This window comes from Microcystis sp. M113S1, from assembly GCF_020246945.1.
In the GTDB taxonomy this organism is placed as follows: Bacteria; Cyanobacteriota; Cyanobacteriia; order Cyanobacteriales; family Microcystaceae; genus Microcystis.
In genome coordinates this window covers 1-11,704 of the sequence record NZ_JADBSA010000321.1, presented here as the reverse complement: position 1 = coordinate 11,704, position 11,704 = coordinate 1, and the positions used below count along the sequence as shown (strand labels likewise).

Below are 11,704 nucleotides of genomic sequence, written 5' to 3'. Positions count from 1 at the left end.
GTTAAATTCCCTTGTTTCCACCACCTCCAAGCCGTTCGATAACTTATTCCTGTTTTTTTTGCCTAGTCTGATAGTTTCGTGTTCACATATTACCATGGCTGGCTATATATGACTATATTTGTATTGAAACTTTACAATACTAAATCCGGTTATTAAAAACTGATTATTTATTACCCCTTTTGCATGAGTGCCTTTTGCCTGTCCTTATAAGTAGCCTATGCTCAACGGATTTAGTATAAGCAGTTATCAGTGGTAATCGGTCAAGAGTGAAAAGACAGCAAGAAACCGCCATTTAATAAGTAGGTGGGTGTTAAAAATTGTCAGCACCCCCCTTCTAGGGGCAGGGGGGATCACTTAATACTCAAATCTGATAACTGCTCACTGAAAAGGCTAAAGGTTAACCATTCATCGATAAATATTTAGCCACCGATTGCACATCTTTATCACCCCGTCCAGAGAAATTAATAACAATGCGAGGACTACCAGTTACTTGCGGGCAAAGAGTTTCTAAATAGGCTAAAGCGTGGGCAGTTTCTAGGGCCGGAATAATCCCTTCTAAACGGGAAACTCTTTGAAAAGCTTCTAATGCTTCCCGGTCAGTGACACTGTAATATTCGGCGCGACCACTATCTTTTAAAAAGCTATGTTCTGGCCCGACTCCGGGATAATCTAAACCGGCACTAATTGAGTGGGCCTCGATAACTTGACCTTCGTTATCTTGTAATAAATAACTCATTGCTCCATGTAGAACCCCCGGTTGACCTTGGGTAAGGGTGGCGGCGTGTTTTCCAGAAGCGATACTTTCCCCGGCGGCCTCAACACCAATTAAACGCACGGAAGTTTCTTTAACAAACTCATGAAATAAACCCATAGCATTAGAACCACCCCCCACACAAGCGAGGAGAATATCCGGTAAACCGCCCCATTTTTCCAGACTTTGCTGACGAGTTTCTTGACCGATAATCGCATGAAAATCGCGCACCATCATCGGATAGGGATGGGGACCGGCCACAGAACCAAGGATGTAGTGAGTGGTTTCGACATTAGTTACCCAGTCGCGAATCGCTTCCGAGGTGGCATCTTTCAGGGTTCCTGTCCCGGCGGCCACGGGTTGCACCGTCGCCCCAAGCAGTCTCATGCGGAAAACATTGAGTTCCTGGCGTTCCATGTCGTGAATTCCCATATAAATCACGCATTCTAGACCAAAACGAGCGCAAACCGTAGCGGTGGCCACGCCGTGCTGTCCTGCCCCAGTTTCGGCGATAATTCGCTTTTTACCCATGCGTTTGGCTAATAAAACCTGACCGAGGGCGTTATTAATCTTGTGGGCCCCAGTATGGTTTAAATCTTCCCGTTTCAGGTAAATTTGCGCCCCAGTACCGTCAGCTTTGGCATAATGGGCGGTGAGACGTTCGGCAAAATATAAGGGACTAGGTCTGCCGACGTAATCCTTGAGCAGTTGATTTAATTCTTCTTGAAAATCGGGGTCGTCTTTATACTGATTATAGGCCGTTTCTAGTTCACTTAAGGCTGGCATCAGGGTTTCCGGGACGTATTTGCCCCCGTAGCGTCCAAAACGCCCAAAAGCATCGGGATACTGGGTTGCTGTGCCGGCTGAGGCGGCATAAATCGGCGTGATAGTCATGTAAATCTTCGATGAGAGACTATGTCCATTATAAATCTAAGGGTTTAGTCTCTGGGTTAACCTGAGTTCGAGGGCAAATCAAAAGGTGAGCATTGCCCACCCTTTGACTGATTTTACAGCCAAATACTCACATCAACTTTTAACACCTGTCCTAATAGTAATAACCATTTTAATTGAGTCATCGGCCAGGGACAGGCAGCATCTATTGAATTGGACCGCAAAGAATTAGGAACTAGACGATCATGGAAGTAATAATAGTATAATTCCTGAGAGCGATCGAGGGATAATCCTAGCTTTAATTGTTGGCTAACTTCAATTAAACGGGTGATTAGGCGGGCATCCTCCTCCGCCGTTAAAGGATCACCATCGTGTAATAATTTCCCAAGAGATTGCCAGAGCAGACTTTCTAAGGTTTGACGCGCTTCGGGAATGTTTAATTGACAGTGTAAATGATTGGCTTCCTTAGCAATAGCCAATAATTGATCGAGATTATTCTCCGTTGCTTGCCGCTGCTCAAAATCTTTTTCTAGGGCATTAATCACCTGTAAACAACGGTGAGAAATGGCAATATCGGCCGCTACCTGTAACTCTTGAGGTACGGGCAGCTCATCCCGTTGGAAAGCCGCTAAAATGCCGTAATTATCCCGATAAACTTGGGTGTATAATTGATCGAGACGTTTTTTAGTTTCGGCTGTCACCTTCTGCATGATCCGGTGTCTTTCATCGGCAAAAAGATGGGGTAAAGCAAAAAAGTTTTCTCCCAATCCACGCCCCATTTCTACGATCATGGTCGAGACACTGGCCTGTTGTAAAGATTCAAAGAGATGCTCCTTAAGATGGGTATAGATTAAGCGACCGTTAAAAGGTTGAATGCAGCAGTAAAAATCCCAACCTCCTAAATGTAGAACAGCAAAAACAAAATGTTCACTTTCTTGGGTAATTTCCGAGGTTAATTCCACCTGTCCCACTGCTAAAGTTAAAGACCCGATCGCTTGTTTTTGATAATCTAGTTGACGGGTATTGTAACAATAAATCCGATGATGACTGGGATAATTGGTAAATAGGGAACTAATAGCGTAATGGGCTGCCACCCGTTCCAAATCGACCCGCGCAGAAGTGACCAATTGTCGATAGACATCAGCCCCATCTTGATATAACTTAACGTTACTGGGGGCGAAAGCTAGACGACTGAGGAAATTCATTTCTAATTGAATTCCTGCCACTTCTCCAGCTAATTCCAGGGCCCGGCCAGCATATCTCAAAATTTGCGTACCTTCAGGTCGAGAAATTTCCTCAAAAAACCAGCCACAACTGGTAAACATCAATAAAGCCTGTCTTTGCATTTCTAACAAACGCAAAGCATCGATTTTCTCGCTTTTACTCAGGTTGCGACTTTGATGCAGGGCGAGGAAATGTTCGATCGCGTCTGGGGATCGATCTAAAATAACTGCAATGTAGTCATCCCTTGTCTGCCAAGGATCGCGGAAAAATTCCTGTCCCTGAATCTCATATACCTTAATTAACTCATCTCTGAGCCAATTTAGGGACTCCCGCAGGGGTTTTCGCCATTTTTGCTGGTAATTTCCCCCTCCCCCGCAACCACAGTCATCCTGCCAACGATCTACGCCATGGACGCAACTCCACGCAGTCACTGGTTTTAATTCCACTTCCCAAGTCGGGGGGCAAATACTGAGATAATGGGCGAAATTAGTGACTGTCCAGCCGTTTTTAGGGAAAGATTCCGTAAAAGCATAGCTAAGACATTTCTCTGTCCCCTGTTTGTGGTGGCCGAAGGTTTCCCCATCGGTAGCGACGCTGATTAACTGGGAAGGACGATGATCCCCTTTAATTGCCTGTCCCAGACGACCGACGAGAAAATCACTGCTGGCTAGGACATCATTAAAGCCCATATCGCGAGAAATTGGACCATCGTAGAAGAAAATATCCAGATAACGACCATCGGGGATGTAACAGCGATAGGGACGGGTGGGATCGATTTGACCTCCGGCCACCGCGTGCCATTGGGGATGGGGATCTTGGTCGCTAGGGAAAGGACGACAGCGCAGGGCCTGGGAAGGGGCTAAAATGGTGAATTTAATCCCTTCATCGATTAAAGCTGTCACTGTGGCTAAATCAATGGCTGTTTCCGCTAACCACATTCCTTCGGGATCGCGACCGAAACGGTGCTGAAAATCGGCTTTTCCCCAACGAATTTGGGTGTATTTGTCCTGTTTGTTAGCTAGAGGCAGAATGATATGATTATAGACCTGGGCGATGGCGTTACCATGACCGTTTAAGCGTTGACAACTTTTTTGATCCGCTGTCAGGATGCGTTGGTAAACTTCGGGATCATGGGATTGCATCCATGACATGAGGGTGGCCCCAATGTTAAAGCTGAGATATTCGTAGTTATTAACTATTTTGATCACTTCCCCCCGGTCATTGTAAATGCGCGCAAAAGCATTGGCACGATAACACTCGTGATGGATGCGTTCATTCCAATTATGGAAGGGATGGGCGCTCGGTTGCCGTTCAATTCTGTCTAGATAGGGATTTTCTCGCGGTGGTTGGTAAAAATGTCCGTGAACCGTGATATAAACTCCGTGAGCGGTTTTCAGGGGATCGACCCCCGTATCGGTATAGGAATAAAAGGTTGTAGAAGGATGTTCAACAAGATAAGTCATAGAAATGCCTAGAAAATCGGTTTTTTTGAGCGAAAATAGCTGTAGAATGTAGCGACCTGATGTTTAAAAAAACTGAAAACCTTGCCGTTTTTCACGGACTCAGGCTCACAATACCATGTTTTGTGTTCCTAGCAAAGCTAGGGTTAACAATTCGCAACTTCTCTATACACGGCACTAAGTAATACTAAATCTTGTTACAAAATCTAGCTTTTCCCGGTAGGCTGTTGACTATCTAGGGCTGACTGACCATCCTTTGCCATCAGCGTTCTACCCTAAGAGAGATGCGATCGCTCTTACCCCTGCCCCAAAAGCGATCGCCATGCCCAAAAAATTGCTCCTCCCAAAAACGATCGCCCCTCCTTATCCCCAAAAAGTGATCGCCCTCTGCGTTCCTATCCCAAGCAATGGCAATTTTAAAGTTTAATCAACAAGATGACAGCGATTACATTGAGCCTAGTCATAATGAAATTTACAACTGATAATAATAATTTCTGTTTCTGTAATTTTATAAACTAAGCGATGTTCATCATTAATGCGTCTTGACCAATAACCCTTGAGTTGATGTTTTAAGGGTTCAGGTTTACCGATTCCAGAGAAGGGATGACGCAATATGTCGTCAATTAAATCAACGATTTTTTTATAGAGTTTTTTGTCTTCTATCGCCCATTCATTGAGTTGTTTAAAAGCTTTCGGGTCAAATACTATATTTTTCACGCCATTCTTTTACAGTAATTGTCACTAAGTTTTCTTTCTTTTCTATTCTGTCAATAGCTTCGGATAATTCACGCTGATTGGCTTCTGTTGAAAGAAGATATTCAGTTGTATCGGGTTCAGAATCAGATACTAAAATAATAATATCCACATCTGTTCCTTCTTCTAGTTCCGCAGAATAAAGCTCTATTTTTCCTTCTCTGCCAACAATTCCTTTCTGTTTAATCGCTCTAATCATGATTTTTTCTCTTAAGATGTCAAACAATTATGGCTATTATATCAAAATCAGCATGAGTTAGAACTGATGACAAGAAAAGCGATCGCCCCTCGTCATCACAAAAAACGAGCGCTATCTCCGAAGGATTGGCTCTCCCAATAATGATCGCCTCTTTACCATCTATAAAGCGATCGCCTTTGATCATCAATGTTTGTGACGAGTTACGCTGTGTTAACCCATCCTACGCGATCAGCGATCGCACTATCAGCCAATAGCGATCGCCTTTATCGAGAAGAAATAGCTACCTGCACATTCGGAGAAAAATTCTCGATTTTTCGAGAAGCATTAAGAATTTCAATCCCGATTACATTACCTGCTTGATCATAGTCAAGAATAACCCCTGGACTGATTGCCTCACTTTCTTCTACGGGTGTGTCATGCCAGGTAATTGTTAAAACGTCAACCTCAGCATCATATTTAGCTTTCATTTGATAGCTGCCTATATTTTCTAAGTTTACTGGTAACATATAGTGTAACAATTTTTTGATGCTCAACTAAGTCATTAATGTAAATTCTCAAAAGATAAGTTTTATTGTTAATGGCGACAAACGTACCTTGATAAACTTTGAGTCCATCTTCTTCTAAAATTTGCTCAGGATTATTGAGGATGTCCTGCAATATTTTTAAAGAGATTTGGCGTTGAATAATTTTTTCTTCGGCATGGGGACTTAAAATAAAGTTCACGAGGATTTCGGAGTATTTTTTTGTAAGGGATTAGTAAAAATTATAAAGCAAATAATCGCACTGTAGGTCGGTTTGAACGAAGTGAAACCCAATAAATTAAGTAAGAGATAGGAAAAGGTAGTGTTGGGTTTCGTCACCTCAACCCAACCGACAAGATCGCTCTTTCAAAGGCCAAAATAATCACATTTAAAGGATTTTGCCTTAAGTTTTTTCATAGGAAGCAATAAAATCATCTCGTGAGATACCCGCTTGAGTGCAAATACTTCTTAATGTAGAGCTTTTAATTTGCTTGTGATTTGGTAGTGTTAAAGGTGTTGTTGTTCCATCCGAATTTTTTCTAATCATAGAAATATGCTCTTTTTCTCTAACAATTGAAAAACCAAATTTTTCAAGAACTTTAATCACTTTGGCTTTGGTGGCATCAACAGGAAATTTTGCCATTAGACCATTGCCTCTACAACAAAGGCTTCTAATACAGATGATTCAGCTTCGAGAACTGATTCCCCAAAGGTTTCAACATGAAAAGCGATCGCCGATCGCACGTCATTAAGAGCATCTTCATAGGTATCACCTTCACCGACTACTACGCCTTGAATTCCCAATGGATAGGCGATATAGCCATCAGGATGTTTTTCAACAATGATTTTAATGGATTTCATAAATTGTTGATAGTGTATAGGGATGTCTTGATCCTATCTCATTTCTATAGAGTCCATTTGGTATCTTTCCCAAAATCATTACCCAGTATGGATTAGAGCGAATTAGCCAAAATACCTGTAATTCTTACCCGTGAAGCGTCACAAGAGAGATACCAAATAGGTTCTATAGGACTTTGTAATGACACGGGCGATCGCCATTCCCGAAAAATTGACTCTCCCAAAATGATCGCAATTTTAAAGTTTAATCAACAAGATGACGGCGATCGCACTTTTAAATGCCAAAGCGATCACTCTAACCACTAACTTTTTTAGCTTCTTGATTTTTTTTATACATTTCAAGAAAAAGGTATTTCCAAAAAGAATTTTCTAAATTTTTTATTTCACAGTCTTGTAATGGAGTATTTTTAAGATATTCTAAAGTTTCCTGATGTCTAGCAGCAACACGGCAACCAGTATAAGCTCTACCATTAATGAATTGTAGTTCATTAAGAAACCTAGAATCCAGTGGAGAGAAACTACTGTCAATAGAATGAAATCTTAGGTAATTAGTTGGACTGATAGGAAAATAGAATTCAGGTTCCCAACAATTATATAAAACTGGGGAAGCACTAATAACATATTCGTCTTTTCTATCCAATGATTTTGGACTAACACTACTTAACGTTAAATCGTTAAGTTTTTGGATTAAAAATTGAATATCTGTAAACAAATTAGCATGAATATGTTTAATCGAATCCTCTCCTAACATTTTATCTAAATATTCAAAAGACGACCAGCGCGGGTCATTTTTGAGGTCATTTTGAAGAGCTTTTAAGATTTCAGAAAACGAACTTGATTCGTTTCTGAATGCGGCACATCTAAGCCATTGAAATGCCATGAATTCATTGATTTTTTCTCGTTCTTGGGTGGTCAAGTTTTCCACCCCATTTTCAATAATTGAGGCTATTATAGATGGAGCTTGAGCATCAATATTTTCAAACCATGAATCATAGTTTTCTTCGTTAGTTTTGAAGTAGTTGTTTTGTTCAAAAGTTCTATTTATAGCTTTTGGTAGTATTGCAAGTTGATTGTTTTTGTGAAGAATGACGAATATTTTCTCCTTTTTTTTGCATGAAGAAAAGTTTCTAAGTACTGCTTGGGTTACGAAATGTTGACGATCTTTCATATATTAAAATACGATATTTAGTTTAATTAATATTATAGCTGTGTTTTTGGCTAATTGTCGAGTGACGGCGATCGTCTAAATTTCTACGGGAAATTTTTGTAAAATCCTTCTCGACTCTCTATTTTGAGAATTTCGATAACTTCGCCATCCCAAAAAATTCCAATACGATAGCTGTAGTCAAATTTAATGCGATAATATCCTGAGAAGCCTTTTAGTGCTTCAAGATCGGGGATTTCGGATAGTGATTGAGAATTTCCAATTGCTTCAATACATTTTCTAACTTTTGCAAGAATTTTTTGGTCGTTAATTTTATCTAAATCTTTTTTGAAGCGTTTGGCAATTTGATATTTCATTGAGGCAAACTCTCCAAGAGAGATTGAGACTCTAATTCAGATAAAAATCCTTCTTTTCGAGAATCTTCACAAGCTAAATAAAGGATAAAGTCTTCTAATTCAGAGGAATTATTTTGAAATAAAAGTTGTAGAAAGCCTTGTCGGATTTCTAGTGGTAAGGTTTGAAAGAGGTTATAGAAACCTGTGCTAGTTAGCAAAGAATCTGTAATTTCTGTTTGACTCACGGCTGTTTTTTCCTTTTTTACGCAGTCTTTATTTAAATTATATCACCATCAAGCTTTCTAAAAAATCAGCGTTGCCGAAGGCACTGCGAAGCAGACCGCACTTTCAAAAGCCAAAGTGATCGCAATTTTCAAGTTTAATCAACAAGATGACGGCGATCGCACTATTTAATTATCTATGGAATAATCAATACTAATGACTAAACCTGCCAATAATTCTCCCATAACTTGATTGGAAACAACTCCAATTTTATCGATAAATCGTTACGTTGATAGGCTACGAATCTGTAAAACATTCCCCGCAGAATCTTGATTTAAGCCGTTGATTTTATCTTGCACAATTTTGACCATAAAAGGACGATTAATAAATTTATTTTGCCAAGTTGTTAATGGAATCACAATTCTTAAAGCAATCGGACTATATAAATCTGAACTAATAACAACAACAGGACGTTTTTTCCTAATTTCTTGTCCGATGGTTGGCTCAAGGTTAACTTGCCAGATTTCGCCTCGTTTTGGGTTAATCGTCATCGTTTTCTAATCCTTCTCCCTCAATTTCTGAAAAGAAATCTAGTTCAGGATCATTATTGACATCTTCAGCCATTTCTTGAATAAGAGGACGTAAAAGTTTATGTCTTTCTGATAGAGAAAGTTTAGCAATTTCTTGTAATGAAGGCAAAGAAGATTGAGCAATATTTTCATTAATAGTATCAATACTTAACATTTTGATTACCCCTAAAATCTTCATTTACCTATTGTACAACAAATCCCGCACTATGAAGACGGTAATATGAGATCGCATTAATAAACATCCCAAAAATCAGATGATTACGGTGAATAACAATTAATTTGGTGCGTTAATGAAATGTAACGCACCCTACAAGATCAGCGATCGCACTTGAGCAACAAGATAACGGCGATCGCACTTTAAAGTTCATTCCATTCATCAATCGTTATTTCACGAGACATAATATTTTCAACTTCCTTGATCATCATTTTCAATTGAGGCACAGAATATTCAGAATTAGAGGGTATCGTCAGACGATATTGTTGATAAATCATAAATTGATGTCTTGTACCTGATCTTGGTTGTTCAAAACCTAATTTTCTTAGTTTTTTGATAAAATCTCTTCTTTTACATGGATTTAAACGACTCACACTTTAGCACTCTTGATTAAGATCAATTCCAGTAATTACAGGTAAAATATGACCTAGTTTTAATCCCACTAAAATCCAATCTTCTAAAGTGGAGCGTAACTGTGTTTGGCATTCGGATAAGGTGTCACCAAAAGCAATTACTCCTTGACAGTTCGGAACTTTACCTACATAAGTGCCATCTTCTAGTTGTTCAATTTCTGATATAGCGATCGCTTCATGGATATAATCACTTAAAGCATAACGAACTAACATCTTATTATTGCTCCTTATAGAATGAATCTATCTAACGGTTATTGTAAACGATTTGTTGGGTTTCATGAACTTCAACCCACGCACTGATGACAATAAAAGCGCGATTGGCTCTTCTCGACTTTGTGTGATAATTTTTGCTTATGGAATCGTGAAATGCTTACTAGGCAACACTTTTAGGACTATTTTGTGGAAAAAACTATCAGTATAGACCTCGTTTCCACACAGAAACCAGAAGAGCCAGCGATGCGTTTTTAAAGTTTAATCAACAACAAGACGGCGATCGCACTACAAGATAGGTACTTGTATTGATATACGGCGAAACTCATTTAATTCTTTTTGAGATAGGGGGAGACAGTCCGAATCTGCTTCGGCGGCTTTATTAATGTCCTCCTCCGTCATTGCTTCAACTTTTTCCCAATCTGTCTTGCCATGACTAACATTTTTGGGATCAAGTTTAACTCTGGTAATATTGTCGTCGTTCATTCTTATTGGCTCTCCTTGCTGAAATAATACGATATCTGCCGTTTCTTTTGGTATAGACGACAAATAAAACTACTTGATTAACTATACCGATTACTTGGATTCTAGCTTCATCATAATCACGTTTATCTTCTCTTTCCAGACGGTTGGGGTCTAGAAAAATATTTTTTGCATCTTCAAAATCAATCTTATGCTTGATCAAGTTTGAAGCAGCTTTATTATTGTCCCATTCTATCTCCATTTTATCGAGATTTTATATCTAATTAATAACATTTTGGATTATACATGATCGCACTTTTAAACCTTAATCAATCAAGATGACGGAAATAGCACTTTCAACAGCCAAAACGATCGCCCTTCTAAATCTCATCAAAACGAGATCACCATTCCCCACAAATTGACTCTCCCAAAATGCTCGCACTTTCAACAGTTACAGCGATCGCACTTTTAAAAGCAAAAATTGCACTTTCAAAAAGCAAAGCGATCGCACTTTTAAAAGCCAAAATCGCATTTTCAAAAACTAAAAAGATCGCAGTTTTAAAATTTACTCAACAAGAAGACTACAATTGTAGTTCAATCCCATTGACCCAAATTTCATACTCGCTTATATCAATTTCATCATTCCAAATGATTCCACTACCTGATGGATCTAGTTGAAAATTTTTAAAGAAAGCATAGTTTTTAAGCGGGGAAAACATTGTTTTTTCCAGTAGCTTTTCACAGTTATATTTTCTAGCTTGATGATTAGAAAAATGCACCAATAAAGTGTAATTTTCAATGATTTTGGCTGATATTATTTTGGGGTAAAGCATTATTTTATTTCAAAGGTGGTAATTTATTAAATTCTTGAGTATTCCACATTTTCAATAATTCTGGTTGATAGATTGTTGCCCATTCTACAACCATTTTTGTGGCTCTATTGGGTAAGTCGCCTTCGATGATTTCTAAGGTTTCTAGGTTAAATAGGGCGTTATAGTCTCCATAAATCGCATGAAAATGGGGAGGTGGATGATCGGCAAAAAAGAGTTTAATGATAATTCCGTAAAATCGAGTAATTTCTGGCATAAATCTATTTTTAGAGGTCTTTCTTTATGACAAGAATATTGTAACAAAGATTATTGGGTTTCGTTGCTTAATCTAAATCTACAGATGGGTGATCGCACTTTCAAAAACCAAAGCGATCGCATTTTTAAAGTTTAATCAACAAGATAAAGGCGATCGCACTATGAAGACGGCAATACAAAATCGCCCCTTGCCCTTGAATAAAAAGATAAAAGGTTCTTCGTTACTTGGTATGGTTCGATAGGGGGGCATAAATCGACTAAATCCTTATCTGGTAAGAGACTTAATTGATTAGTTCGCTCTAGATCAAAAACAATTGACAAAAATCGCTAAATGCCTTTCTATATAAGGGT

Annotated in this window: 20 protein-coding genes; 1 reads left to right on the top strand and 19 read right to left on the bottom strand. The window is 39.1% G+C overall.

The window, feature by feature from the left end; translation table 11 throughout:
• Window positions 1-397 precede the first annotated feature (397 nt).
• Together trpB and IM319_RS16205 are read right to left on the bottom strand one after the other, a co-directional pair.
• The gene (gene trpB / locus IM319_RS16210) at window positions 398-1,645 is read right to left on the bottom strand and encodes a tryptophan synthase subunit beta (protein ID WP_287736272.1); all 1,248 of its coding nucleotides are present in this window, start codon (window positions 1,643-1,645) and stop codon (window positions 398-400) included.
• A 113-nt stretch (window positions 1,646-1,758) separates the two neighbouring features.
• The gene (locus IM319_RS16205; RefSeq protein ID WP_286824354.1) at window positions 1,759-4,329 is read right to left on the bottom strand and encodes a DUF3536 domain-containing protein; all 2,571 of its coding nucleotides are present in this window, start codon (window positions 4,327-4,329) and stop codon (window positions 1,759-1,761) included.
• Window positions 4,330-4,582: 253 nt separating this feature from the next.
• Between IM319_RS16205 and IM319_RS16200 the strand changes: the two genes are divergently transcribed.
• A complete protein-coding gene (locus tag IM319_RS16200; RefSeq protein WP_286824355.1) occupies window positions 4,583-4,753 on the top strand; it encodes a hypothetical protein in 171 nt (56 codons plus the stop codon).
• Window positions 4,754-4,782: 29 nt separating this feature from the next.
• Here the strand turns inward: IM319_RS16200 and IM319_RS16195 are convergent, their stop codons facing one another.
• The 17 genes from IM319_RS16195 to IM319_RS16115 all read right to left on the bottom strand — a co-directional run bounded on the left by IM319_RS16195 (window position 4,783) and on the right by IM319_RS16115 (window position 11,354).
• Entirely contained in the window at window positions 4,783-5,043 is a 261-nt protein-coding gene (locus IM319_RS16195) for a Txe/YoeB family addiction module toxin (protein ID WP_287736270.1), read from the bottom strand.
• Window positions 5,024-5,278, bottom strand: a complete 255-nt coding sequence (locus tag IM319_RS16190) for a hypothetical protein (RefSeq protein WP_286824359.1) — start codon at window positions 5,276-5,278, stop codon at window positions 5,024-5,026. Before IM319_RS16190 ends, IM319_RS16195 begins: the two co-directional genes overlap by 20 nt.
• Before the next feature lie 263 nt (window positions 5,279-5,541).
• A complete protein-coding gene (locus tag IM319_RS16185; protein ID WP_002775710.1) occupies window positions 5,542-5,784 on the bottom strand; it encodes a DUF2283 domain-containing protein in 243 nt (80 codons plus the stop codon).
• Window positions 5,735-6,001, bottom strand: coding sequence for a DUF4258 domain-containing protein (locus tag IM319_RS16180; protein WP_287685622.1), 267 nt, complete (start codon window positions 5,999-6,001; stop codon window positions 5,735-5,737). The genes IM319_RS16185 and IM319_RS16180 overlap by 50 nt, the downstream gene beginning before the upstream one ends.
• A 201-nt stretch (window positions 6,002-6,202) precedes the next feature.
• Window positions 6,203-6,442 carry a type II toxin-antitoxin system HicA family toxin gene (locus IM319_RS16175; protein WP_287736269.1) on the bottom strand — a complete coding sequence of 80 codons (240 nt, stop codon included), beginning with the start codon at window positions 6,440-6,442 and terminating at the stop codon, window positions 6,203-6,205.
• Window positions 6,442-6,660, bottom strand: coding sequence for a type II toxin-antitoxin system HicB family antitoxin (locus IM319_RS16170; protein ID WP_158202158.1), 219 nt, complete (start codon window positions 6,658-6,660; stop codon window positions 6,442-6,444). Before IM319_RS16170 ends, IM319_RS16175 begins: the two co-directional genes overlap by 1 nt.
• A 292-nt stretch (window positions 6,661-6,952) precedes the next feature.
• A complete protein-coding gene (locus IM319_RS16165) occupies window positions 6,953-7,825 on the bottom strand; it encodes a DUF4238 domain-containing protein (protein ID WP_287736268.1) in 873 nt (290 codons plus the stop codon).
• 83 nt (window positions 7,826-7,908) lie between these two features.
• A complete protein-coding gene (locus IM319_RS16160; RefSeq protein ID WP_158199688.1) occupies window positions 7,909-8,178 on the bottom strand; it encodes a type II toxin-antitoxin system RelE/ParE family toxin in 270 nt (89 codons plus the stop codon).
• Window positions 8,175-8,402 (bottom strand): hypothetical protein, encoded by a 228-nt coding sequence (locus IM319_RS16155; protein ID WP_158199689.1) that lies wholly within the window; start codon window positions 8,400-8,402, stop codon window positions 8,175-8,177. Before IM319_RS16155 ends, IM319_RS16160 begins: the two co-directional genes overlap by 4 nt.
• A gap of 261 nt (window positions 8,403-8,663) precedes the next feature.
• On the bottom strand, window positions 8,664-8,930 hold the full coding sequence (locus IM319_RS16150; RefSeq protein WP_287736267.1) for a type II toxin-antitoxin system PemK/MazF family toxin: 267 nt from the start codon (window positions 8,928-8,930) through the stop codon (window positions 8,664-8,666).
• Window positions 8,920-9,123: a hypothetical protein gene (locus tag IM319_RS16145; protein WP_158199691.1), complete on the bottom strand. Its 204-nt coding sequence runs from the start codon at window positions 9,121-9,123 to the stop codon at window positions 8,920-8,922. The genes IM319_RS16150 and IM319_RS16145 overlap by 11 nt, the downstream gene beginning before the upstream one ends.
• 203 nt (window positions 9,124-9,326) lie before the next feature.
• Window positions 9,327-9,557 (bottom strand): type II toxin-antitoxin system HicA family toxin, encoded by a 231-nt coding sequence (locus IM319_RS16140; protein ID WP_287079794.1) that lies wholly within the window; start codon window positions 9,555-9,557, stop codon window positions 9,327-9,329.
• Window positions 9,558-9,560: 3 nt separating this feature from the next.
• Window positions 9,561-9,809, bottom strand: a complete 249-nt coding sequence (locus IM319_RS16135; protein ID WP_287736266.1) for a type II toxin-antitoxin system HicB family antitoxin — start codon at window positions 9,807-9,809, stop codon at window positions 9,561-9,563.
• Between the two features lie 285 nt (window positions 9,810-10,094).
• Window positions 10,095-10,292, bottom strand: coding sequence for a hypothetical protein (locus tag IM319_RS16130; RefSeq protein ID WP_287078661.1), 198 nt, complete (start codon window positions 10,290-10,292; stop codon window positions 10,095-10,097).
• Window positions 10,264-10,530: a BrnT family toxin gene (locus IM319_RS16125; RefSeq protein WP_287673895.1), complete on the bottom strand. Its 267-nt coding sequence runs from the start codon at window positions 10,528-10,530 to the stop codon at window positions 10,264-10,266. The genes IM319_RS16130 and IM319_RS16125 overlap by 29 nt, the downstream gene beginning before the upstream one ends.
• 319 nt (window positions 10,531-10,849) lie before the next feature.
• The gene (locus IM319_RS16120) at window positions 10,850-11,101 is read right to left on the bottom strand and encodes a DUF2442 domain-containing protein (RefSeq protein WP_287736264.1); all 252 of its coding nucleotides are present in this window, start codon (window positions 11,099-11,101) and stop codon (window positions 10,850-10,852) included.
• A gap of 4 nt (window positions 11,102-11,105) precedes the next feature.
• Window positions 11,106-11,354 (bottom strand): DUF4160 domain-containing protein, encoded by a 249-nt coding sequence (locus tag IM319_RS16115; RefSeq protein WP_287736262.1) that lies wholly within the window; start codon window positions 11,352-11,354, stop codon window positions 11,106-11,108.
• Window positions 11,355-11,704 lie beyond the last annotated feature (350 nt).

Coding starts and splice junctions, on each gene's coding strand:
- IM319_RS16205 (WP_286824354.1), bottom strand. CDS start 4,329: ATGACTTATCTTGTTGAACATCCTTCTACAACCTTTTATTCCTATACC.
- IM319_RS16185 (WP_002775710.1), bottom strand. CDS start 5,784: ATGTTACCAGTAAACTTAGAAAATATAGGCAGCTATCAAATGAAAGCT.
- IM319_RS16170 (WP_158202158.1), bottom strand. CDS start 6,660: ATGAAATCCATTAAAATCATTGTTGAAAAACATCCTGATGGCTATATC.
- IM319_RS16175 (WP_287736269.1), bottom strand. CDS start 6,442: ATGGCAAAATTTCCTGTTGATGCCACCAAAGCCAAAGTGATTAAAGTT.
- IM319_RS16150 (WP_287736267.1), bottom strand. CDS start 8,930: ATGACGATTAACCCAAAACGAGGCGAAATCTGGCAAGTTAACCTTGAG.
- IM319_RS16165 (WP_287736268.1), bottom strand. CDS start 7,825: ATGAAAGATCGTCAACATTTCGTAACCCAAGCAGTACTTAGAAACTTT.
- IM319_RS16120 (WP_287736264.1), bottom strand. CDS start 11,101: ATGCTTTACCCCAAAATAATATCAGCCAAAATCATTGAAAATTACACT.
- IM319_RS16160 (WP_158199688.1), bottom strand. CDS start 8,178: ATGAAATATCAAATTGCCAAACGCTTCAAAAAAGATTTAGATAAAATT.
- IM319_RS16145 (WP_158199691.1), bottom strand. CDS start 9,123: ATGTTAAGTATTGATACTATTAATGAAAATATTGCTCAATCTTCTTTG.
- IM319_RS16115 (WP_287736262.1), bottom strand. CDS start 11,354: ATGCCAGAAATTACTCGATTTTACGGAATTATCATTAAACTCTTTTTT.
- trpB (WP_287736272.1), bottom strand. CDS start 1,645: ATGACTATCACGCCGATTTATGCCGCCTCAGCCGGCACAGCAACCCAG.
- IM319_RS16135 (WP_287736266.1), bottom strand. CDS start 9,809: ATGTTAGTTCGTTATGCTTTAAGTGATTATATCCATGAAGCGATCGCT.
- IM319_RS16130 (WP_287078661.1), bottom strand. CDS start 10,292: ATGAACGACGACAATATTACCAGAGTTAAACTTGATCCCAAAAATGTT.
- IM319_RS16190 (WP_286824359.1), bottom strand. CDS start 5,278: ATGATTAGAGCGATTAAACAGAAAGGAATTGTTGGCAGAGAAGGAAAA.
- IM319_RS16125 (WP_287673895.1), bottom strand. CDS start 10,530: ATGGAGATAGAATGGGACAATAATAAAGCTGCTTCAAACTTGATCAAG.